The sequence below is a fragment of the Streptomyces sp. NPDC014734 genome (assembly GCF_043083325.1).
GTDB lineage: Bacteria > Actinomycetota > Actinomycetes > Streptomycetales > Streptomycetaceae > Streptomyces.
The window spans coordinates 120,512-141,459 of record NZ_JBIBYN010000019.1 but is presented as its reverse complement, the minus strand read 5'-3'; the positions used below and the strand labels follow the sequence as shown (position 1 = coordinate 141,459).

At 70.8% G+C, this 20,948-nt stretch carries 20 protein-coding genes and 1 tRNA gene; 13 read left to right on the top strand and 8 right to left on the bottom strand.

What is annotated here, in order from left to right:
* Window positions 1-216 precede the first annotated feature (216 nt).
* Both ACF1CT_RS27005 and ACF1CT_RS27000 read left to right on the top strand, forming a co-directional pair.
* Window positions 217-1,608: a sensor histidine kinase gene (locus ACF1CT_RS27005; protein WP_391786606.1), complete on the top strand. Its 1,392-nt coding sequence runs from the start codon at window positions 217-219 to the stop codon at window positions 1,606-1,608.
* Entirely contained in the window at window positions 1,605-2,258 is a 654-nt protein-coding gene (locus tag ACF1CT_RS27000; RefSeq protein ID WP_391786552.1) for a response regulator, read from the top strand. The genes ACF1CT_RS27005 and ACF1CT_RS27000 overlap by 4 nt, the downstream gene beginning before the upstream one ends.
* Window positions 2,259-2,382: 124 nt before the next feature.
* Here the strand turns inward: ACF1CT_RS27000 and ACF1CT_RS26995 are convergent, their stop codons facing one another.
* The gene (locus tag ACF1CT_RS26995) at window positions 2,383-3,309 is read right to left on the bottom strand and encodes a hypothetical protein (RefSeq protein ID WP_391786551.1); all 927 of its coding nucleotides are present in this window, start codon (window positions 3,307-3,309) and stop codon (window positions 2,383-2,385) included.
* Window positions 3,310-3,427: 118 nt separating this feature from the next.
* Here ACF1CT_RS26995 and ACF1CT_RS26990 point away from each other — a divergent pair, with 118 nt between their 5' ends.
* A complete protein-coding gene (locus ACF1CT_RS26990; RefSeq protein WP_391786550.1) occupies window positions 3,428-3,925 on the top strand; it encodes a hypothetical protein in 498 nt (165 codons plus the stop codon).
* A 46-nt stretch (window positions 3,926-3,971) separates the two neighbouring features.
* Here the strand turns inward: ACF1CT_RS26990 and ACF1CT_RS26985 are convergent, their stop codons facing one another.
* The 3 genes from ACF1CT_RS26985 to ACF1CT_RS26975 all read right to left on the bottom strand — a co-directional run bounded on the left by ACF1CT_RS26985 (window position 3,972) and on the right by ACF1CT_RS26975 (window position 6,327).
* On the bottom strand, window positions 3,972-4,652 hold the full coding sequence (locus ACF1CT_RS26985; protein ID WP_391786549.1) for a pentapeptide repeat-containing protein: 681 nt from the start codon (window positions 4,650-4,652) through the stop codon (window positions 3,972-3,974).
* A gap of 68 nt (window positions 4,653-4,720) precedes the next feature.
* Window positions 4,721-5,197 carry a GNAT family N-acetyltransferase gene (locus tag ACF1CT_RS26980; RefSeq protein WP_391786548.1) on the bottom strand — a complete coding sequence of 159 codons (477 nt, stop codon included), beginning with the start codon at window positions 5,195-5,197 and terminating at the stop codon, window positions 4,721-4,723.
* 155 nt (window positions 5,198-5,352) lie between these two features.
* Window positions 5,353-6,327 (bottom strand): aminoglycoside phosphotransferase family protein, encoded by a 975-nt coding sequence (locus tag ACF1CT_RS26975; RefSeq protein WP_391786605.1) that lies wholly within the window; start codon window positions 6,325-6,327, stop codon window positions 5,353-5,355.
* 24 nt (window positions 6,328-6,351) lie between these two features.
* On the opposite strand from ACF1CT_RS26975, the gene ACF1CT_RS26970 reads away from it, so the two are divergent.
* Together ACF1CT_RS26970 and ACF1CT_RS26965 are read left to right on the top strand one after the other, a co-directional pair.
* A complete protein-coding gene (locus ACF1CT_RS26970) occupies window positions 6,352-7,083 on the top strand; it encodes a rhomboid-like protein (protein ID WP_391786547.1) in 732 nt (243 codons plus the stop codon).
* 163 nt (window positions 7,084-7,246) lie between these two features.
* Complete coding sequence (locus ACF1CT_RS26965; protein WP_391786546.1) at window positions 7,247-8,647, top strand: NAD(P)/FAD-dependent oxidoreductase; 1,401 nt, start codon at window positions 7,247-7,249, stop codon at window positions 8,645-8,647.
* An 86-nt stretch (window positions 8,648-8,733) separates the two neighbouring features.
* Here ACF1CT_RS26965 and ACF1CT_RS26960 read toward each other — a convergent pair whose 3' ends face one another.
* Together ACF1CT_RS26960 and ACF1CT_RS26955 are read right to left on the bottom strand one after the other, a co-directional pair.
* Complete coding sequence (locus ACF1CT_RS26960; RefSeq protein WP_391786545.1) at window positions 8,734-11,376, bottom strand: hypothetical protein; 2,643 nt, start codon at window positions 11,374-11,376, stop codon at window positions 8,734-8,736.
* Between the two features lie 299 nt (window positions 11,377-11,675).
* Complete coding sequence (locus tag ACF1CT_RS26955; protein WP_391786544.1) at window positions 11,676-12,335, bottom strand: hypothetical protein; 660 nt, start codon at window positions 12,333-12,335, stop codon at window positions 11,676-11,678.
* Window positions 12,336-12,552: 217 nt separating this feature from the next.
* On the opposite strand from ACF1CT_RS26955, the gene ACF1CT_RS26950 reads away from it, so the two are divergent.
* The 7 genes from ACF1CT_RS26950 (at window position 12,553) to ACF1CT_RS26920 (ending at window position 16,992) form a co-directional block, all read left to right on the top strand.
* Window positions 12,553-13,023: a hypothetical protein gene (locus tag ACF1CT_RS26950; protein ID WP_391786543.1), complete on the top strand. Its 471-nt coding sequence runs from the start codon at window positions 12,553-12,555 to the stop codon at window positions 13,021-13,023.
* 432 nt (window positions 13,024-13,455) lie between these two features.
* Entirely contained in the window at window positions 13,456-13,980 is a 525-nt protein-coding gene (locus ACF1CT_RS26945) for an inorganic diphosphatase (RefSeq protein WP_391786542.1), read from the top strand.
* A 420-nt stretch (window positions 13,981-14,400) separates the two neighbouring features.
* Complete coding sequence (crcB, locus tag ACF1CT_RS26940) at window positions 14,401-14,799, top strand: fluoride efflux transporter CrcB (RefSeq protein ID WP_391786604.1); 399 nt, start codon at window positions 14,401-14,403, stop codon at window positions 14,797-14,799.
* Window positions 14,796-15,143: a DUF190 domain-containing protein gene (locus ACF1CT_RS26935; protein WP_391786541.1), complete on the top strand. Its 348-nt coding sequence runs from the start codon at window positions 14,796-14,798 to the stop codon at window positions 15,141-15,143. Before crcB (ACF1CT_RS26940) ends, ACF1CT_RS26935 begins: the two co-directional genes overlap by 4 nt.
* Window positions 15,140-15,514, top strand: coding sequence for a fluoride efflux transporter CrcB (gene crcB / locus ACF1CT_RS26930; RefSeq protein ID WP_391786540.1), 375 nt, complete (start codon window positions 15,140-15,142; stop codon window positions 15,512-15,514). The genes ACF1CT_RS26935 and crcB (ACF1CT_RS26930) overlap by 4 nt, the downstream gene beginning before the upstream one ends.
* Before the next feature lie 123 nt (window positions 15,515-15,637).
* Complete coding sequence (locus tag ACF1CT_RS26925; RefSeq protein ID WP_391786539.1) at window positions 15,638-15,982, top strand: PadR family transcriptional regulator; 345 nt, start codon at window positions 15,638-15,640, stop codon at window positions 15,980-15,982.
* On the top strand, window positions 15,979-16,992 hold the full coding sequence (locus tag ACF1CT_RS26920; RefSeq protein WP_391786538.1) for a hypothetical protein: 1,014 nt from the start codon (window positions 15,979-15,981) through the stop codon (window positions 16,990-16,992). Before ACF1CT_RS26925 ends, ACF1CT_RS26920 begins: the two co-directional genes overlap by 4 nt.
* A 310-nt stretch (window positions 16,993-17,302) precedes the next feature.
* Here the strand turns inward: ACF1CT_RS26920 and ACF1CT_RS26915 are convergent, their stop codons facing one another.
* Window positions 17,303-19,132 (bottom strand): CocE/NonD family hydrolase, encoded by a 1,830-nt coding sequence (locus ACF1CT_RS26915; RefSeq protein ID WP_391786537.1) that lies wholly within the window; start codon window positions 19,130-19,132, stop codon window positions 17,303-17,305.
* Between the two features lie 366 nt (window positions 19,133-19,498).
* Window positions 19,499-19,572, bottom strand: a tRNA-Thr gene (locus ACF1CT_RS26910).
* Window positions 19,573-19,755: 183 nt separating this feature from the next.
* Here ACF1CT_RS26910 and ACF1CT_RS26905 point away from each other — a divergent pair.
* A complete protein-coding gene (locus tag ACF1CT_RS26905; RefSeq protein ID WP_391786536.1) occupies window positions 19,756-20,892 on the top strand; it encodes an ABC transporter ATP-binding protein in 1,137 nt (378 codons plus the stop codon).
* The last annotated feature ends 56 nt before the right edge of the window (window positions 20,893-20,948 follow it).

The following is a 20,948-nucleotide window of genomic DNA, read 5'->3' as shown; positions in this document are numbered from 1 at the left end:
GGAGAATCGTGTTTCGGTGGATTCGACGGCAGTGGACGAGTTCCTCGCGCTCTGCCATCGATCCTGCTGCCGATTCCGGTGTCGCACGGTCGACGGACCGGCTCGACCCCGCGCGCGGGTCGGCCGACGGCACCATCAGCCGATCGGTTGATGCGGGTGGGAGAGCCCGGGGTGACCATGGGTGTGTCTGTGCAGGTCAAGAGCGTCGACGTGACGATGAGCAGCGAGGGGCGCGAAGTGGAGGAGGAGCACCGGACTCAGCCGGCACCCGGCCCCGCCGACGAGCAGTCCGGCGGAAGGCTCGACGCATGGGCAGCGGATGCCGTCGCCGACGCGCGCGGGGCGAACGGCTTCGGCGACCCGGACGCCCGTTGGCTCATGCTCCTGATGCATGCCGCGTTCTTCATGCTGCTCGGCGCCTCGCTCGCCCGCTTCCTGCTGCGGCACCCGGGCGAGGCCCGTACCCCGTGGATCATCGCGCTGTCGGCCGCCCTTGCCGTGCTCTACGTGCTCGGGCCGGTGCTCGGTTCGCGTCCGACGCCACGCAGCCTGGTGTGGCTGGGGGTGCTGGTCGCCGTGTGGATGGTGCTGGTCGTCCTCGCGCCGAGCTTCGCGTGGTGCGCGGTCCCGCTCTTCTACACCGGGCTGCGGATCCTGCCGCCGCGTGCCGCGCTCGCGCTCGTCACCCTGCTGACTCTTCTCGTCGTCGCCGCACAACTACGCCTGGCCGGCGGCTTCGACCCGAACCTCGTACTGGCCCCGCCCGCCGTGGCCGCGGTCGCGACGGCGGTCTTCGTCCATATGCGACGCCAGGCCGTCCGCCAGCGCGAACTGTCCGAACGGCAGCGCGAACTGATCGGCGACCTGCTGCGCACCCGCCGCGAGCTGGCCGCCACCGAGCGCCGCGAGGGCACCCTCGCCGAACGCCAGCGGCTCTCGATGGAGATCCACGACACCCTCGCCCAGGGGCTGTCCAGTCAGCAGATGCTGCTCCAGGCCGCCGACCGCACCTGGGACGGCGACCCGGCGACCGCCCGCCGCCACGTCCGTACGGCGGCGGGCATCGCCGAGCGCAATCTCGCCGAGGCCCGCCGGTTCGTCCACGACCTGGCTCCGGCCGACCTCGCGGAGGGCGGCGGCCTTGAGGCGGCCCTGCACGCGCTGGCCACCCGCGAGACGGCGCAGGCACAGGGGCGACTCACCGTCCGCTGCCACGTGGAGGGGGAACAGCACGGCGCGCTGCCCGACCGTGTGCGGTCCGCCCTTCTGCGCATCGCGCAGGGGGCACTGGCCAACGTGAAGGAGCACGCGCACGCGACGGAGGCCGCGCTGACGCTCACCCATCTCGACGACCGGGTCGTCCTCGATATCGCCGACAACGGGCAGGGCTTCGTGTCGGCCGGGAGCACCGAACGCACCGCGGGCGTACGCGGTCACGGGCTGCCCGCGATGCGGGCCAGGCTGCGGCAGCTCGGCGGCACGCTGACGATCGAGTCGACGCCGGGCGAGGGTACGGTGCTGTCCGCCGCCGTCCCCCTCGCCCCGGCGCCCGCCCGTGCGCCCGCCTCCGCGCCCACGTCCGACCCCGCCCCGGAGGACTTCGTATGAACGGCCCCGAAGGACTTCGCCTGAACGCGACGCCACCCGTCCGCATCCTGCTCTGCGACGACCACGTGGTGGTACGTGCCGGGCTGCTCGCCCTCCTCGGCAGCGAACCGGACATCGAGGTCGTCGGCGAGGCCGGCAGCGGCGAGGAGGCCATCGCCCTGGCCGCCAGACTCGCCCCGGACGTCGTTCTGATGGATCTCCAGCTGGGCGAGGGCATCGACGGGGCCGAGGCCACCCGCCGGATCTCCACCACCGGCGTCCACGTACTGGTCCTCACCACGTACGACACGGACGCCGACATCACCCGCGCCATCGAGGCGGGCGCCACCGGCTACCTGCTGAAGGCCGAACGGCCGGAGGAACTCTTCGCCGCCATCCGCTCGGCCGCCCGGGGCCGCACCACGCTGTCCCCGCCCGTGGCCAGCCGCGTCATGGCCCGGATGCGCAGTCCCCGGCCCACCCTCACCGAACGCGAACTGGACATCCTGGGCCAGCTCTCCCACGGCCTGGGCAACCGGGACATCGCCCGCGCCCTGTTCATCAGCGAGGCCACGGTCAAGACCCACCTGGGCCGCATCTACGACAAACTCGGCGTCGACACCCGCGCGGGCGCCGTCGCCGTGGCGAAGGAACAGCGGCTGCTGCCGTGACCCGGCCCGGGGCGGTCCGGTCCCGGGCCGGTCCAACCCCGGGCGGACGTCGGCATCAACCCCGGGCGGACATCGGTATCAACTCCGGGCGGACATCGGTATCAGTCCCGGGCGGACATCGGTATCAGTCCCGGGCGTCGTCGAGGAGTTCGTCGGTGGTCTTCACCGTGAACGCCCGGTCGACCCAGAGGTCGAGCGTCCGCAGATCACGGCACGAGCCGATCTGCTCCCGGACGGCGTCGCTCACCGCCACACCCCGCCGGTCCAGCATCCGCAGCACGCTCTGGGCACGCTCCTTCGCGACGCCCTCCTGGCGTCCCTGTTCGCGTCCCTGTTCGCGTCCCTCGTCGCGTCCCTCGTCGCGGAAGCTCTCGGCGACGATGCCGCGGAAGTGGCTGAGACTCGTGCTCATCAATGTCCTCCAGATCTCGCGGGCCGGAGTGTCACCCAGACCGGCCTCGGTGAATTCGGCGAAGATCGCCGCAGCATCGGCGTCCGTGGTCTCAAGCGCCACGGCCAGGGCCTTCAGTATGGCAGCGATGTCCCGATCGTTACCATGTGTGATCGCCGAGAACACCGCCATGGGAATGTCCTCGGCGGCCCGTGCGGCATCCGTCACGACGGGAACGTTGTGCGGTCCCAGAACCAGGGGGAACACGGCGAGGCTCGGGTGCTTCTTCAGCCCGATGCGAATCGGCTCGGCCGCCCATTCGGCGGTCGCCTTGTCCCGGCAGACGACCAGCAGCACCGGCGGGTACCGGAACTTCGCGTACAGGTGAGCCAGGTAGTACGCCCAGCTGCTCCGCTTCTCGGGGTCCTTCCTGCCCTGCGCCTCGATCGCGAGTAAGTAGCAGCTGCCACCCGCGACATCGATCCGCAACAGCGTGTCCACATGTCGTTCGACGGGACGCATCTCGGTCAGGTCCGTGTCCATGAGCGAGACGGCGACCGGTTCCGGGAAGGGCACGCCCAGCGCCCGGAAAGCACTGGTGAACAGCGTCGGGTTCTCCTGGAAGATCCGATGCTGCGCTTCGTGAGGTGAACTGACCATGCACAAGAAGCTATGCGTTTGGCATATGCCAGAGGCGGGTTCTCCCACCTCGACCACCCGATCGGGGTCGTCGGCCACCCCGGCGTTGACGGCCCCGTGGACGTGGGACCATCGAACCGTGCTCGACATCGGCTACTCCCTCTCCAGGCGCTTCCCCGATCCACCGCAGACCGACTACCGCGGCGCGGACGTCCACGCCCTGCGCCACGACCTGTTCTCCGGGGACGTCTACCTCGCGGACACCAAGGCGGACCGCGAACTGTCCACAGCCTGGGGATGGGTGCCGGTGCTCGACTTCGCGTGGGCGCTGTGCGACATCGTCGAGCAGCTCGACCAGGACCCGCGCGGCAGCCGCTCGCACCGGCGGCAGTACGCCGAGCTGGACTTCACCGAGTCGTCCGACCTGATGTACTTCGAGCGCCGCTTCGGCTGGGTGGACATCGAGGCCGACTGGATGCCCGGCGACGAACCCCCGCTCACCTTCAGCCACTCGCTGCTGCGCCGCGAGGCCCGCGATTTCCTGCACGACCTGATCGCGGACCTGGCCGACCTGCACGACGGGCTCGCCGACAACCCCGCGATCTGGGACCTCCAGGCCCGTTTCCCCCGCGTCTGACCCGCCCCTCTCTCTCGGCGCGCACCTCCGGGTCCCGCTCCCCCGGCTACGCCTCCACCCGGACCCCGATCTGCGCAGCGAACGCCGGTGCCAGCTCCATCAGCTGGGACGGGCTGATCACCGCTCCCGACAACCGCTCCACGCCCCGGGCGATGTCCAGCTCGGCGACCGCCCGCAGGTCCACCGACTCCATCCGGGCGGAACTGAAGTCGGCACGTCTCAGCACGCAGTCACGGAACTCCACCCGCACCAGCTGTGCCCCTCCGAAGTCCGGTTCGGACAGCACACAGCCCTCGAACACCACGTCCTTGAGCCGCGCCTTCCGCAGATTCAGGTAATCGATCTTCCCGCCGCGCACCAGCACCCGCTCCAGCACCGCGCCGTGCAACTGCACCCCGCCCAGCCTCGCGTCCACCACCTCCACATCGCGCAGCGACGCACCCGCGAGGTCCGTACCCACCCCCCGCACGCCGGTCAGCACCGAGTCGATGAAACGGGCATTGCCCAGATCCGCGCGGTCCAGGGCGCAGCCGTCCAGCGCGCAGTCCATGAACCGGGCCCCCGGGCCCGACTCGTCCACGAGGTCCGTCCCGTCGAAGCGCAGGCCGTCGTAATCCCCGTCCGGCGCCAGGCCCCCGCCGTCGTACGGAACCAGCGAAGGCAGTCGCACCTCGGGCCGCCGCGCCGCCGCCACGGTGTCCTTCTTCTTCCTGCTGTTCTGCGCCATGGGCCCATGGTGTCCCACAGCACTGACAACGGGCGGCGGTGCACGGCCCGGCAGGACCGGGCCGGGTCCTACCGCGCGCCGAGCTCCGCCAGCGCCTCGTCCGTCAGCCGGTACACCGTCCACTCCTCCTGCGGGCGGGCCCCCAAGGACTCGTAGAACGCGATGGACGGGGCGTTCCAGTCCAGCACCGACCACTCCAGGCGCTGGTAGCCGCGCGCCGCGCAGATCCGCGCCAGTTCGGTCAGCAGCGCCTTCCCGTGCCCGCCGCCCCGCCGCTCCGGCCGTACGTACAGGTCCTCCAGATAGATGCCGTGCACCCCGCGCCAGGTGGAGAAGTTCAGGAACCACAGCGCGAAGCCCACCACCTCGCCGTCGTCGTCCGACTCGGCGATGTGCGCATATGCGGCGGGCCGGTCGCCGAACAGCGCCTCGCGCAACTGCTCCTCGGTGGCCTGCGCCTCGTGCAGGGCCTTCTCGTAGTCGGCCAGCTCACGAATCATGGCGTGGATGGCGGGGACATCGTCAGGGACGGCGGTACGGATCATGCGGGCAGCGTAATGGCCGCGGAACGACGGGCACGGAGTGAGCCCTGCGCCTCCGGGTCCGAGGCGGCGGTACCGGAACACCGCGGCTGCCACGGACCGTCACCGGGGAGGCCGTCAGCAGCGTCGGGGAGGCCGCCAGCAGCGGCCCCGGTGGGCTACCCCCGTCCCAGCAGTCGCCGGGCGATCTCCACCTGCTCCGGCTCCAGTCGCCGCTCCCCGTCCTCGACCGACCAGAGCCCGTTCTGCAGCAGCCGTCCCAGGGTCCAGGCCCGCGCCCGCTCCCGGTCCAGGCCCAGCGCCTCGGTCATCAGGTCGAACCGCCACCGCACGGCCCCGGCGTCGAACCGATTGACCAGCGCCGGAAGCAGCTCGAATCCCGGATCACCGGCCAGTGGCTTCGGATCGATGGCCACCCATCGCTCCCGGTGATCCAGACCACCGGTCTCCCCCTCCCCGCCACTCCCGTCCTCCCCGCCCGCCGCGCCCTCCGCACCGGCCAGCACGTTCCCGTAGTGCAGGTCCCAGTGCAGCAGCCGGTCCCCCGGTTCCGCCGCGACCTCCCGCACCGCCGCCGCGCAGTCCGCCAGCAGCCGGCGCTCCTCCGCGTCCGCCAGCGCCGACATCGCCCCCGGTGCCCGGGCCGCCATCCGCGCCACCACATCCTCCAGCCGCCGCAGCCCGCACCCCGCCGGAGCGGGCACGGACGACAGCCCGGCAAGGACCTCGGCCAGGACCCGCACCGCCGCCCGCCCGTCCGCCACCTCCTCCAGTGATCGCCGCCCGTCCAGCCGCTCCAGCAGCAACGTCCCCGTCGCCGCGTCATGGTCGAGCAGGGCCACGGCCCCCGCGCCCGCCTCACCCCACGCCCGCAGCGCGACCGGCTCCCCCACCGTCTCCTCGTCCACCGGCTGAAGCTTCAGAGCCGCACGGCGGCCGTCCGCCACCCGCACCACCGGAAGCACCAGTGCGCACACCCCGTGGAACGCCGCACCGTCGCGCCGGAGACCCCACCGCTCCAGGAACTCGGCCGCCCGCCCCGGCAGTGCCGCGAGGAAGGCCCGCCCGGCCGCCCCGTTGTACTTGGACTGAGTGGCGATCAGTGCGTCCGGAATGTCGATCACGCGGACAATCCTAGAACCGTGCGTCAATCGGATATGCCCCCCAGCAGCCCCGCCCCGCCCGCCCGGTCGGCCGACAGCACCGGTTCACGGCTCCGCGGCATCGGCTCATGGATCCGCAGCGCGCCCGGCACGTACCTCTGGCTGACCGCGCTCTTCGTCACCACCGTGATCGTCCACCAGATGTCACCCGACTTCGAGGAGGACTTCCTGCGTCAGCGGTCCACCAACATCCATGAGCTCTCCCAGGACCCCGTACGCGTCCTGATCGCCAGCGCCTTCTGGATCGACGGCGGCCGGTGGCTCCCGTGCGCCGTGCTCTACACCGTTTTCCACGCCCGCGCCGAACACTGGCTCGGCACCCTGCGCTGGCTCGTCGTGGTCGTCGCCGCGCACGTCCTCGCCTCCCTCTTCAGCGAGGGCGTCCTGGCCTGGGCCATCCGGCACGGATACGTACAGCAGTCCGCGGCCAACACGCTCGACATCGGAATCAGCTACGCGCTCGCGGGGGTCGTCGCCGTCCTCACCTACCGGGTTCCGGCGCTCTGGCGGTACGTGTACCTCTTCGCCGTCCTCGTCTTCTACGGCGTCCCGCTCATCACCGGTCGCTCCTTCACCGACCTCGGACACTTCACCGCCGTACTCATCGGCCTCGCCTGCTACCCGCTGACCCGGGACCGGCCCGACCACCGGGGCCGGGCCGCGGCCGCCCGGTCGCGGCCCGTGCGCCGGAACCGGCACAGGACGAAATTGCCTCCGGCGCAGTAACGTCCCGCTCCAGAGAAAACCCGGGGAGGAACCGGCGACACACACGTCACCGCCCGCCCCGCCCACCCCGACGCCCCACAACCACCCCCACATCACCACACCCCCCACATCACCACATCCAGACGTCACCACTGGCCTTCACACCGGACGAAGCAGGGGCAGCATGAGCACCGTCAGCACCGTCAACGGCGGCATATCCTTCTGGTACGCGGACCGGGGCACACCCCCCGCCCGGGAGCCGCTGCCCGGCGACAGCACCGCCGACGTCTGCATCGTGGGCGGCGGTTACACCGGGCTGTGGACGGCGTACTACCTCAAGAAGGCCGTCCCCTTCCTCAACATCACCGTCCTCGAAGCCAAGTTCTGCGGCTACGGCGCCTCCGGCCGCAACGGCGGCTGGCTCTACAACGGCATCGCCGGGCGCGACCGGTACGCCAAGCTCCACGGCCACGAGGCCGCCGTCCGGCTCCAGCAGGCGATGAACGACACCGTCGACGAGGTCGTGCGCATCGCCGGCGAGGAGGACATCGACGCCGACATCCATCAGGGCGGAGTCCTCGAAGTCGCCTACACCCCGGCCCAGTTGGCTCGTCTCAAGGACTTCCACTCGGTCGAGATCGCCTTCGGCGAGACGGACCGTGTACTGCACGGCGCACGCGAGACATGTGCACGTGTCAACGTCACCGGAGCCGTCGGTTCCACCTGGACCCCGCACGGCGCGCGCCTGCACCCGGTCAAACTCGTCAAGGGCCTGGCCGCGACGGTCGAGGCGCTCGGCGTCACCATCCACGAGTCGACGCCCGTCACCGCCATCGAGCCCAAGCATGCCCGCACCCCGTACGGCACCGTCCGCGCCCCGTACGTCCTGCGGTGCACCGAGGGCTTCACCGCCAACCTCAAGGGCCAGAGACGCACCTGGCTCCCCATGAACTCCTCGATGATCGCCACCGAACCGCTTCCCCCGTCCGTCTGGGACGCCATCGGCTGGGAGGGCCGCGAGACCCTCGGCGACATGGCCCACGCCTACATGTACGCCCAGCGCACCGCCGACAACCGCATCGCGCTCGGCGGGCGCGGCGTCCCGTACCGTTTCGGCTCGGCCACCGACAACGACGGACGCACCCAGCGCGCGACCATCGAGGCACTGCGCGACATCCTCGTCCGCCTCTTCCCCGTCACGGCGGGCGTCCGCATCGACCACGCCTGGTCGGGTGTCCTCGGCGTCCCCCGCGACTGGTGCGCCACCGTCGCCCTCGACCGCACCACCGGTCTCGGCTGGGCCGGTGGCTACGTCGGCTCCGGCGTCGCCACCACCAACCTCGCCGCCCGCACCCTCCGTGACCTGATCCAGCAGGACTCCGGCCAGTCCGGCCCCACCGAACTGACCACGCTGCCGTGGGTGAACCACAAGGTCCGCAAGTGGGAACCGGAACCCTTCCGCTGGCTCGGCGTGCACAGCATGTATGCCGCCTACCGCGGCGCCGACCGCAGGGAACTCACCTCGTCCCGGCCCGGCACCGACCCCGTGGCGAAGGCCGCGGACCGGCTGGCCGGCCGGCACTGACCCGGCGGCGCGGGCAGCCGGAACGGCCCCCGCCACCGGGTGGTGACGGGGGCCGTGAACCGAACGGTCAGCCTGAGGGAGTCACCTCACTCAACGTGGCAGGCGCTCTTCCCGTGGCACGGCTCGGGCTTGGGCCTGGGCTTGGAGCAGTGCTTCCCGTGACACGGCTCGGGCTTGGGCCTGGGCTTGGAGCAGTGCTTCCCGTGACACGGCTCGGGCTTCGGCTTCGAGCAGTGCTTCCCATGACACGGCTCGGGCTTCGGCTTGGAGCAGTGCTTCCCGTGACACGGCTGCTTCTTCTCGACATCGATGTGTGCCTGGGCCCGAGGAGACCGAACGGTACCGCCCTCGGCCGTGGCCACCGCGGTGTTGGTGACCTTGCCGTGTTCCGCGTCGGCGCGGGTGACGGTGTACGTGCCGGTGCAGGTGGTACTGGCACCGGGTGCGAGGGTGGTCGCCCTACAGGTCACACCCGTCACACGGTCGTCGGTCACCGTGATGCCGGTCAGTTCCGTGGTGCCGGTGTTGGTGACGGTGTACGTGTACGTCACCTCGTCGCCCACCGCGTAGCGGCGCGAGTCGTCCACCGACTTCCTCAGGCTCAGCGCCTGCGTGCCCTCGACCCGGAGGGTGACGTCGTCGGGCTCCGACTGGATGTCCGTGCGGCCGGACCGTCCGTGCGCGACGGCCACGTTGACGATCCTGCCCCGCGCGGCGTCGGCCGCGGTGACGGTGTACGTACCCGTACAGGTGGTGGTGGCGCCGGGGGCGAGCGTCGTGTCCCGGCAGGTCACCTGCGTCACCAGGTCGTCGGTCACGCCGATGTCGGTCAACGGCCCGTCTCCGATGTTGGTGACGGTGTACGTGTACGTCACCTCGTCACCGACCCGGTACGGCCGGCTGTCGTCGGCCGACTTCTCCAGGCGCAGCGCCGGTTCGGAGACGACGACCAGGGTCACGTCGTCCGGTGGCGACACGACCGGTGTTCCGCCCGACCGGCCGTGTGCGGTGGCGGTGTTCGTCACCGAGCCGAGTTGCGCGTCGGCGTCGGTGATCGTGTACGTGCCGGTGCAGGTGGTGCTGTCGCCGGGCTGCCCGGCCGGTGCGAGGGTGGTCGTCTCGCAGCGCACGTCGTTCACGTGGTCGTCGGTGACGGTGAGGTCCGTCAGCTCCTGGGGGCCGGTGTTGGTGACGGTGTACGTGTACGTCACCTCGTCACCGGGCACGTACACGCGGCTCTCGTCGGCCGACTTCTCCAGCCGGATCCCGGGGCCGGACTGCACGGGGAGAGTGACCTCGTCCGGGGGCGAGACGACCGGCGTTCCATCGGCCTGCCCGTGTGCGGTGGCGGCGTTCGTCACCGAACCCCGTTGCGCGTCCGCTTCGGTGACGGTGTATCTGCCGGTGCAGGTCATCGTCTCGCCGACTCCGAGTGTGGTCTGCGGGCATCTGATGCCGGTGACCCGGTCGTCGGCCACCCGCACGTCCGTCAGCGGAACGTTGCCGCTGTTGGTGACCACGTACTCGTAGGGCACCTCCGTGCCCGGCGTCAGCGGAGTCGGCAGCGGCGGGTCCAGCGAAACCTGCTTGACCAGGTTGAGCTGAGGCAGCGGAGCCGCCGGATGGACGCTGACGTTCCGGATCAGGTGGACGTCGGTGAACAGGCCGGTCGACGCCGCGAAGCCGAACTTGTAGCTGGTGGGCACCGGTTGTGGCGCCGGGGTCGACAGGACCTGCTGGACGCCGTGGCCGTCGTGGAAGTCGATCGAGACCGTGACCACCGGGTCGGGCGACGGGGACACCTCGACGGTCACCGTGCGGCGCGACGGCTCCAGCAGCGCCTCGGCCTCCTCGGGGGTGGAGCCCGGGGGCAGGGACGTCGTGGGCCCCTGCAACTGTCCCGGCAGAGTGGAGGGCCAGGGCCCCGTCGTCGAGAAGTTGCTGGTCGTCGCGGTGAGGAAGCAGTAGCCCTCGGTGCCGTTGCCCGGGCCCCGCAGCGTCACCATGTTCGGACCGGGCGCCGGGATGTGGAAGGACGTGCCGGCCGGGGAACGGGTGGCGCAGCCGTTGCCGCGGTGCTCCCAGTCCCCGAAGTAGTTGCCGAGCACGTCCAGGCCGACGCCCAGGTAGCCGTGGTCGACGCCCGGCAGGAACGTGGCGTTCGGGTCGTCGTCGGGAAGCTTCTGCGCGTAACCGAGACTGCCGCCGAAGGCTCCGGGCGCGGTCAGCGAGGCGGCCCCGTCGATGAGGAAGAACGAGATGCCGTCGGCCGGCGGATTGGTCGTGCCGCCGTACTGCCACTGATCGAAGGTGGTGACCAGCCCCTGGTTGGCCGGAAGCGCGTGGTTGTACAGCACCGCCGCGGACTGGTCGTTGGACGCGTCCGTCAGTCGCAGGTAGCCGTGCGGGGCGGCGTCGTCCGGTGGGACCGGGCCGGTCGCGCCGGACGGGCAGCCGGTGAGCGGATGGGTGCCGGGGCCGGGGGCGGGAGCCTGGGGCGCACCGGTCAGGCAGGCGGGGCCGAACGCCTCGAACTCGGCGTTCGCCTCGGCCCCGGTGAACGTCTCGTCCACCAGTGGCACGCCCGCGGGCTGAGCGGCGGCCGTCTGGCCCGGCAGCCCCAGCCCGGCCGCGACCAGGGCGAGGACGCCGATCCCGCCCGCCGTCAACCGGCTCAGCCTGCTGGGCGCACGGCTTCCGCCCGTGGCACGGAAATGTCTCGGTCTCATGCCCGGAAAGGTAGGGATGCGGGGCGGCGACCGGACGTGACACGTTCCGTGTCCGGCCGCCGCCCTACATCCGGCGTACGCATCCGAATGACGGCTCACGCCAACAGGGCGATCAAACGGATAACCCGACTTTCAGGCGGGGCACTTGAGTGCCGATGCCGCTACCGGCCCGGGGCAGGCTCTCCGCCCGCGGGGCGATGCCCCGGGCATCGGCCCGGTTCCGGATCCTGAAGTCCGTCGCATCCCCTGAGCCGGGGTGTTGCGACAGCCACCGGAACCCAGGCCCACCGGCGGCCCGTTCACGCCTTGGTGGTGCAGATCGCGTCGTACGGCCGGCCGGGGCTCGGGAACAGCTCGATCGGGTTGTCGGTGCCGGAGGGGCACTCCTCGGCCTTCTTCGTCAGGGCGAGCACCTTGTGCACGCCACTGCCCCCGCTGCCGCAGGGCACTTCCTTGGCGTTGTCGTCCACACAGTCGCCCTTCACCAACTGGCCGCCGCCCGCCCCCGCGTCACCGGGGTGGTCGCCGGTCAGATTCCGGCCGCAGACGGTCTTGCTGGGTATGCCGGCGCTGGCACTGGACCCGAAGGACACCTTCACCGAGATGATCACGTCCGTCCCGGCCGGGCACTGGATCGAATCGGCGAAGATGGCACCGCTCTTGATCTCCAGGGCCTTGATCGTCGCCTTGGAGTCGTCGCAGTCCAGGGCCTGGTAGGCGTCCTTCGACTCCTTCTCGTCGGGCCCGGCGCAGTCGCCGACCTTCCATTCCTTGGCCTTGTGGCCGCCGGACGCCGAGGAGTCCGTCCCGTTGCAGGCCGTGGCGGCCCCGACGACGAGCGCGACGAGCAGCGCCGCCTTCGAGCACCTCCGAAGAGCCCGACGAGGACCGCGCCGCCGCACGAGGGCGCCGTCTTCCGGTTCGGCGCTCAGGGCCTGCGTGCTGTCATGGACACTCATGCTGCTCCTTGGATCCGGGGTGTGCGACAGGGCACGCGCGGCACTCGGTACAGTCCCGCGCGGTGACCCGCGCGCGTAAGGACGACATAAAGGCACACCGCGGTTCCGGCACCGGGAAGACTTCCGGAACCCGGAAGACCGGCCCCGCGACCGCGGAAGGAAGAAGACCGGCCGCGGGAGGAAGAAAAGAACGAAGAGAAGTAGAGATGGGGGGCGCATGACGACCTGGGGACTGGTCATGGAGACGACCGTGGGTTCCGCCGAGCGCAAGCACACCGAGGCGTACGTGCTCGCGCACGTGGACGGAACGCGGGAGGAAGCCCTGCTGGAACTGGAGCGACGCGCCCGGAACCATACGCCGGATCACCCCTGGAGCCCGAAGCGGCGTCGGCTCTTCCGGAAGGACGACGGCTTCCTCCTGGTGCTCGACGGCGCCTGGCGATCGTTCAGCACCCGGTTCACGGTGGCGGAGCTCCTGGAGGACAGCGACGCGCCGGAACCCGAGCCCGAGCCCGAGCCCGAACCGGCGCGGGAACCGGAACCCGTGGCCGGGTCCGCCGACGTACCGCCGCCCGCCCGACGTGGTACGGGCCGCCCCGCGGCCCCTCCCGCGGAACAGCATGTGGAACGGGACGCGGACGGGGTACCCGTGCGGCCTGCCTGGCTGGGCCGCCCCGATCTGTCATGACGGCACCGTCCTCGACGACCACCGACCACCGGTCACCGCCCACGGCCCGCCGACCGGCTCCGGGGGCGACGGCCCCACCCCTCGCCCCTTCCCGCCCCCAACCGTCCCCCGCACCTCAACCGTCCCCGCCCCCGGCGTTTCCCGTCCGCCGGCTGCCCGCTTCCCGTCGGTCCGGGCGCGCGGGACCGCTCGCTTGCCCCGATCGGGCGTACCCCGCCCCTGCCGCGCTGCCGGGAACCCGGGGGCGGCCGACGATGTACGGGGGCGCACACCGGAAACGTGCGCCTCGCGTGCCGGCGACGGCGCTCACCCCGGCACGACCCGGACCGCCGGCCCCGACGGGCCCCGGCCGTCGTGCCGCGACCGTGAGAACCGGTGCGCACGCCCGGCACACCCCGTACGATCACGGCCGGCACGGCCCAGGAGGCGGTCATGGAGTTCGACGTGGTGGTGGAGATCCCCCGGGGATCCCGCAACAAGTACGAGATGGACCACACGCTGCACCGCATCCGGCTGGACCGGATGCTGTTCACGTCCACCAAGTACCCGGCGGACTACGGCTACATCGAGGGAACACTGGGCCGCGACGGCGACCCGCTCGATGCCCTCGTCCTGGTCGGCGAACCGACGTTCCCCGGCTGCACCATCGAGTGCCGGGCCGTCGGTGTGTTCATCATGCGGGACGAGAAAGGGCCCGACGAAAAGGTCCTCTGCGTCCCCGCCCACGATCCGCGCCACGCCGCCGTGCAGGACATCGACGACATCCCCACGTTCGACAAGCTGGAGATCACCCACTTCTTCGAGGTCTACAAGGACCTCGAACCCGGCAAGTCCGTCGAGGGATCCCACTGGGAGGGCCGGGACTCGGCCTACGCGGAGATCGAGGCATCCCGCGAACGCGCCCTCGCCCGGGACGCGAGCGCCGGAGGCACCGGACCGACCGGCACCCGCGCGTGAACCCCGCCACCTCGCGGCGCCCCCCTCGTACGGCCCGGGAGGTTACCGGCGGCGGCACCCGGTAACCTGGTCTCAGCGGTGGCCTCGCGGTCATCGCACGGCGGTGGGGCCCGCCGTACCCGAACCGCGGCGACGACGCCGCCAACGGTCCCTACTTGCGACGCGCGCCGTACGTTCCCGTACGGTCCCGTGCCCGGCGAGTAGGAGACGCACGTGGAAGAGCCCCGGACCCCGATGCTGAACGAACCCGTCGACCCCGACGAACCCATCGGCCGTGCCGACCCCGCCGATCCCGATCCCGGCCCCGGCCCTGCCGATCCCGATCGCGGCCCCGCCGACCCCGACGCCGACACCGTTGATCCCGACACCGTTGATCCCGACGCCGGTGTCCGCGTCCCCCACCCGCACGGACCCGCACGACTGCGTCAGGGGCCGGTGATCGCGGTCGTCGCACTCGGCGGCGCGGTCGGCGCGACCGCACGCTACGGGGCATCGCTGCTGTGGCCCACCGCGTCCGGCGCCTTCCCCTGGACGACCCTGATCGTCAACACCGTCGGCTGCGCGGTCATCGGCGTCTTCATGGTGGTGATCACCGACGTCTGGGCGGCACACCGGCTGGTACGCCCCTTCTTCGGCACCGGTGTTCTCGGCGGCTTCACCACCTTCTCCACCTACGCCGTCGACATCCAACGCCTGGTGGACGGGCGGGAGACGGGTACCGGCCTGGCCTACCTGGTCCTCACCGTGTTCGCCGCCCTGGCAGCCGTCTGGACCGCGGTCGCGGCGACGCGCCGCGTCCTCACCTGGAGGCAGCCATGAGGCTCACCGGTTCCGCACTGCGCGTGACCGTGTTCGTCGGCGAGACGGACATGTGGCACCACAAACCCGTCTACACCGAGATCGTCCACCGCGCCCGCCGCGCCGGTCTGGCCGGCGCCTCCGTCTTCCGCGGCATCGAGGGGTTCGGGGCGTCCTCCCTGATCCACACGGTCCGGTTGCTGTCCCTGAGCGAGGACCTGCCGGTCGCCGTCGTGATCGTGGACACCGAGGAACGGATCCGGGCCTTCCTGCCCCAGCTCGACGAACTCGTCGCGCAGGGCCTGGTCATCCTCGACGACTGCGAAGTCATCCGCTACACCGGCCGTGACAAGGGGGAACGGTGAACTGGCTGCTCGTGATCGCGGGCGCCATGGTCGGAGCCCCGCTGCGCTACCTCACCGACCGCACCGTCCAGTCCCGGCACGACAGCCTCTTCCCCTGGGGCACCTTCACCGTCAACGTCGTGGGCTGCCTCATCCTCGGACTGGTCACCGGCGCTGCCGCCGCCGGGGCAGCCTCCTCCCACACGCAGCTCCTGCTCGGCACCGGCCTGTGCGGGGCCCTGACGACGTATTCGACCTTCTCCTACGAGACGCTGCGCCTGGCCGAGGACGGGGCGCGTTTCTACGCGGCGATCAACGTCGGGATGAGCGTGGCGGCCGGACTCGGGGCCGCGTTCACCGGCGCGGCACTCGCCCACGCCCTCTGGGCCTGACCTCTTCTCGTCGACGGCCCGTCCGATCGCCTCCGGGGCGGGACGAGGCACCCCTCGTCCACGACCGAGACACCTGACCGAGGCACGTGACATCACTGTGTGCCACACACTATCGTGCGGTTCGTGCCTACCGAAGAACCGACCCTGGTCCAGGCCCAGGCCCAGGAACTGCGTCGCGGCACGGTCGTACTGGCCTGCCTGACGCTGCTCCGGACACCGCAGTACGGCTACGCGCTCCTGGTGACGCTGAACGACGCCGGGGTCACCGTCGACGGCAACACGCTCTATCCGCTGCTGCGCCGACTGGAGAAACAGGGCCTGCTCACCAGCGAGTGGAACACCGATGAGTCGCGGCCCCGGAAGTTCTACCGGGTGAGCCCGCAGGGCACTCAGGTACAGGCCGGACTCGTACGCGAGTGGCAGGACCTCGTCACCTCGATCGCACGACTCACCAAGGAGAACGGATGAGTACGACCTCGCTGACCGAACGCTATGTGCAGGAGGTCGTCCGGCGCGTTCCGGCCGACCAACGCGACGACATGGCCGACGAGTTGCGCACCACGATCGCCGACACCATCGAAGCACGGAACTCGGCCGACACCGACGCCGGTCCCCGTGCCGAAGCCGGTCCCCGTACCGAAGCCGGTCCCCGTACCGACGCCGTGGAGCGTGCGGTGCTGACGGAGATGGGCGACCCGATCCGTCAGGCCGCCCGGTACGCGGGCCGACCACTCGCACTGATCGGGGCCGAGTTCTACCCGGCCTACGTGCGGCTGGTGACGCTGCTGCTGTCGACCGTGTTACCGGTGGTCACCGTGATCACGGTGCTGCTCGACATAGCCGACGACAGGGGCCTCGGCTCGGCCATCGGCGCCGGGATCGGCACAGTGGTCGTGGTCGGCGGCCAGATGATCGCCTGGCCGACCCTGGTGTTCGCCCTGGTCGAGAGGGGCCGGGGCAGAAACGGGCTCAAGGCTGCGGGCACCAGGCCCTGGACCCCCGACGACCTGCCCGAACCCCGGCGACAGGACACGAGCAGTGCGAGGGCCCGCGTCTCGGTGATCTGGCACGCCCTGCTGGCCGGAGCGATCGTCTGGCAGCACGTCACGGAGCCGTACCGGGCGAGCGGCGCCGGCAGGACGGGCGAGCACATGCAGATCCTCGACCCCGGCCTGTGGTCCGGCTGGATCTGGCCGGTCCTGGCCGGGCTCACCGGCCTCGTGATCGTCGAGACAGTACGGATCGCCACGCGCGGCTGGACGGTCCGGACGGCCGGCTGGTACGCCGCCGCCCAGGCCGCGGTCACGCTGCCCCTCGCCTGGCTGCTGCACCACCAGGCGCTCCTCGACCAGGACTTCCTCACCGACTTCAACCGGGACTGGACGGCTCCGAACGCGTTCTACGACGCCGTCGCGCTCATCGTCCTCGTCACGGGCGCGGCCTCGACGGTCAGGCGCTTCCGTTCCGCCCGGGGCTGAGGACCGCCCGCCCCGCACCGGCGACGGCCATGTCGCGGGGATCCGTGCCCACGGCGTCCCGCCGCTCTGCCGAGGGTGGGGGCCGCCCCGTCGCCCCTGGCGGACACACGCACCGCAGCCGCGTCCGCCGAACGAAAGAGGCCCAGGTCAGAGCGCATCCGACCTGGGCTTCCCGTCGAGCCCCCTCCGCTTCCCCTCGCCCGATGCGAACCGACGGCCTACGTGTGACGAGGGCCCGCGAGTTCATCGGCCGGTACTGGGCGACACCGCCGGACCCCATTTCATCCGACCGGTCACGTAGGCGGCCCGCTCAGCCGAGCGGCAGCTCCAGGACAGCTTCTTCCCCGGTCAGGGAGGTGATGGTGGTGGCGCTGTCCTTCTTGCCGGTGAACGCGTACAGCTTGTCGCGGCTGTTGACGACCAGGGCGAGGCGGTGTCCGTCGGGCAGGTCGTAGGCGGCGGGCTGGAGCGTCCAGTTGACGGTCCGGTCCGTATCGGGGCGCAGGTCCGTGACGGTGAAGGGCTCGTGGGTGATGAGCCGGGCGCTGTCGTCCGCGTCCACGTCGAAGAGGTAGGCGACGAGGGTCGCGGCGTCTGCCTCGTCGGACCGGACCGCGAGCCGGACGGTGGCGGCACCGCGGATCCGACGGCCGCCCGCCAGTGCCTCGGTGGACCAGAGCAGCAGTCGGTTCCGCTCGAAGTCGGCCGGCTCGTAGCTCTTGGGGTTGCCGAACCACTCCTTCTGCCCGGTATCCATGATGTCGTCCATGGCGGTGGCGGCGGTCTCGTATCCGGCGGTGAAGGCTCGGCTCCAACCCGTGGACGGCTTGTCGGACAGGGCCCCGTCGCCGTTGCCCCCGTTGCCTCCGTTGACGTCGTTGCTGCCATCGCCACTCAGGTACCAGGACTCGCTGCCGGTGGTGGCCCCGGCCCAGGAGCGGAGCGGTTCACGCCGCGCCGGAACGGTGATCCGTCGGCCGATGACGGCCGGGGCGGTCTCGTAGGTGAACATGACCTGGCTGTTGACCACCGGCCAGTCCGGCACCTCGTCGGCCTTCCCGAGCAGGAAATGGTCCAGCCAGGCGTAGGCCTCCCGCATCGGGGTCAGCAGGCCAGGGAAGGGCATGCCCGTCGCCAGGCCGGTGATGCCGGCGCCTTCCGGGGCACCGTGGTCGCCGATCCACAGGTTCAGGTGCTTGGGGGCGGTGATCTTCTCGAAGGTGGCGACCGCCTCGCCGACCGGGAACAGGCTCTCGTGCCAGGTGTTCGAGTAGAAGGTCGGGATGCCCCGCGCGTTGGTGGTGTCCACGTAGGTCTCCGGGGAACGCTCGGTGCCCCAGGCCACCACGCGCTCCATGTTCCGGCCGTCCCGGAAGTCACGGAGGATCTGCCGCGTCTCCTCGTCGAACTTCTTGTCCTCCGTGTCGCCGGTGAAGTCGATCAGTGTCTGCACGGCCGCCTCGTGCCGGGTGCCGTTGTCGTAGAGGCTGGTGGCCAGATTGCCCCAGGTGCTGAGCGCGGCCACGGCGGCGACCCGGTTCTTCGGGTCGTGCGCGGCGACCAGCTGGCTGATCCCGGAGCCGTAGGACAGGCCCAGGAACCCCACCCTGCTCGGCCCGAACTGCTCTTCGGCATGGTCGATCACGCGCGAGCCGTCCGCCCAGTCGTCCGGCCCGGCGATGTTGATGAACCCCTCGGACGTGTACGGCAGGTCCGGCTTACCGATTCCCCGCGGGGTGTAGGCCAGCACGTGGTATCCGCGCGCCGCCAGCGCGAGGTAGCCGGCCATGAACGGCATCCAGCCGTACGGGTTCCACCCGGCGGGCACGATCACCACCGGGCGCGGCTCCGAGGTCTTCTGCTTGATCGCGAACGCGGAGAGGGAGATCTCCTCCGTCACGGCAACGCGCGGGAAGGTGATCCCGGCCTCCCGCAGGACACGGTTCACCAGCTCCTGCAGCTCCTCGGGGAGCGTGCCGGCCAGCGCGGTCCCCCGCACCGCCGCGAGCAGAGCCCTGGCAACAGTGAGAACCGACGGGTTGATGTCCAGGCCGCCGCTGCGCCACATGCCGTTGGCGGCGATGTCGGCGAGTGTCGCGTCCGTGATCGACGCGATCGGCTCTCCATCTGCTGTGGTCATACGAACCGCCCTTTTCCTGGAAGGTCAGAACGCCCGAGGAGGCGTCACCGGACGGATCCTGGTCAGGGGCAACAGGACCGAAACCGATGGCAGCCGACTGAACCCGAACGGATGACAGGAGGTCCGCGACTGCCGGCACTGCCGTGAAAAACCGCTGCCACGTGCGTCGATCGCCCACCGCAAAGGATGCGATGCGGCGTATGGGCAAGGTCTTCGTACTGCCGCCGCAGGCCCCCTGGCCGAAGCCCCAACTGAGACTAGAACTGAGACCACGGACGCCCGCGCGGCCCGCTCCCGCCGTCGCCGCCGCGTCCGCTGAACGAAAGAAGCCCAGGTCAGACGAGATCTGACCTGGGCTTCCCGCGGAGCCCCCTGTCGGATTCGAACCGACGACCTACGCATTACAAGTGCGTTGCTCTGGCCAGCTGAGCTAAGGAGGCGTGCCGGAGCAGTGTAACCAACACCGCGCCGTGCCCGGTCCTGGATTTTCCCACCCCTCGAACTGCTGACAGATTCCGGATGTCCAGGTAGCGTCGCTGGGGATTCACCCAAGTGGACCAGACCACTCCACTCCCTACTCGGATCGTCCGGCACGTTCCTGCCGGTGGAGGAGAAGATTCAGCATGGCCAGTGTCACGTTCGACAAGGCGTCCCGCGTCTACCCCGGCTCCACGAAGCCGGCCGTGGACCAGCTGGAGATCGACATCGCGGACGGTGAGTTCCTCGTCCTCGTCGGTCCTTCCGGTTGTGGCAAGTCGACCTCCCTGCGCATGCTCGCGGGTCTTGAGGACGTCAACGGCGGCGCCATCCGCATCGGCGACCGCGATGTCACGCACCTGCCGCCGAAGGACCGGGACATCGCCATGGTGTTCCAGAACTACGCGCTCTACCCGCACATGACCGTCGCGGACAACATGGGCTTCGCGCTCAAGATCGCCGGTGTGAACAAGGCCGAGATCCGGGCGAAGGTCGAAGAGGCCGCCAAGATGCTGGACCTCACCGAGTACCTGGACCGCAAGCCGAAGGCGCTCTCCGGTGGTCAGCGCCAGCGTGTCGCGATGGGCCGCGCCATCGTGCGTGAGCCGCAGGTCTTCCTCATGGACGAGCCGCTGTCGAACCTCGACGCCAAGCTCCGTGTCTCCACCCGTACGCAGATCGCCTCGCTCACGCGCCGCCTGGGCATCACGACCGTGTACGTCACGCACGACCAGGTCGAGGCCCTGACCATGGGCGACCGTGTCGCGGTCCTCAAGGACGGCCTCCTCCAGCAGGTCGACTCCCCGCGCAACATGTACGACAAGCCGTCGAACCTCTTCGTGGCCGGCTTCATCGGCTCCCCGGCCATGAACCTGGTCGAGGTCCCGATCACCGACGGCGGCGTGAAGTTCGGCAACAGCGTCGTCCCGGTCTCCCGCGAGGCGCTCTCGGCCGCCGCGGAGAAGGGCGACACGACCGTCACGATCGGCATCCGCCCCGAGCACTTCGACATCGTCGAGCACGGCGGCGCCGCCGCGAAGGCCCTCTCGAAGGACAGCACCGACGCTCCGGCCGGTCTGGCCGTCGCGGTCAACGTCGTCGAGGAGCTCGGCGCCGACGGCTACGTCTACGGCTCCGCGCAGGTCGGTGGCGAGGACAAGGACCTGGTCGTCCGCGTCGGCGGCCGCGCCGTCCCGGAGAAGGGCTCCGAGCTGCACGTCGTGCCCCGCCCGGACGAGCTGCACGTCTTCTCCACCTCGACGGGTGCGCGCCTCAGCAGCTGACGCCCGCGCACCTCGGCACCACGACCGGCCCCGCACGTTCCTCGTGCGGGGCCGTT

What these genes read in the sequence shown, in the direction of transcription:
- ACF1CT_RS26915 (WP_391786537.1), bottom strand. Translation starts at nt 19,132, where the DNA reads ATGACCACAGCAGATGGAGAGCCGATCGCGTCGATCACGGACGCGACA.
- ACF1CT_RS26985 (WP_391786549.1), bottom strand. Translation starts at nt 4,652, where the DNA reads ATGGCGCAGAACAGCAGGAAGAAGAAGGACACCGTGGCGGCGGCGCGG.
- ACF1CT_RS26980 (WP_391786548.1), bottom strand. Translation starts at nt 5,197, where the DNA reads ATGATCCGTACCGCCGTCCCTGACGATGTCCCCGCCATCCACGCCATG.
- ACF1CT_RS27000 (WP_391786552.1), top strand. Translation starts at nt 1,605, where the DNA reads ATGAACGGCCCCGAAGGACTTCGCCTGAACGCGACGCCACCCGTCCGC.
- ACF1CT_RS26995 (WP_391786551.1), bottom strand. Translation starts at nt 3,309, where the DNA reads ATGGTCAGTTCACCTCACGAAGCGCAGCATCGGATCTTCCAGGAGAAC.
- ACF1CT_RS26970 (WP_391786547.1), top strand. Translation starts at nt 6,352, where the DNA reads ATGCCCCCCAGCAGCCCCGCCCCGCCCGCCCGGTCGGCCGACAGCACC.
- ACF1CT_RS27005 (WP_391786606.1), top strand. Translation starts at nt 217, where the DNA reads ATGAGCAGCGAGGGGCGCGAAGTGGAGGAGGAGCACCGGACTCAGCCG.
- ACF1CT_RS26905 (WP_391786536.1), top strand. Translation starts at nt 19,756, where the DNA reads ATGGCCAGTGTCACGTTCGACAAGGCGTCCCGCGTCTACCCCGGCTCC.
- ACF1CT_RS26935 (WP_391786541.1), top strand. Translation starts at nt 14,796, where the DNA reads ATGAGGCTCACCGGTTCCGCACTGCGCGTGACCGTGTTCGTCGGCGAG.
- ACF1CT_RS26955 (WP_391786544.1), bottom strand. Translation starts at nt 12,335, where the DNA reads ATGAGTGTCCATGACAGCACGCAGGCCCTGAGCGCCGAACCGGAAGAC.
- ACF1CT_RS26950 (WP_391786543.1), top strand. Translation starts at nt 12,553, where the DNA reads ATGACGACCTGGGGACTGGTCATGGAGACGACCGTGGGTTCCGCCGAG.
- ACF1CT_RS26965 (WP_391786546.1), top strand. Translation starts at nt 7,247, where the DNA reads ATGAGCACCGTCAGCACCGTCAACGGCGGCATATCCTTCTGGTACGCG.
- ACF1CT_RS26945 (WP_391786542.1), top strand. Translation starts at nt 13,456, where the DNA reads ATGGAGTTCGACGTGGTGGTGGAGATCCCCCGGGGATCCCGCAACAAG.
- ACF1CT_RS26960 (WP_391786545.1), bottom strand. Translation starts at nt 11,376, where the DNA reads ATGAGACCGAGACATTTCCGTGCCACGGGCGGAAGCCGTGCGCCCAGC.
- ACF1CT_RS26920 (WP_391786538.1), top strand. Translation starts at nt 15,979, where the DNA reads ATGAGTACGACCTCGCTGACCGAACGCTATGTGCAGGAGGTCGTCCGG.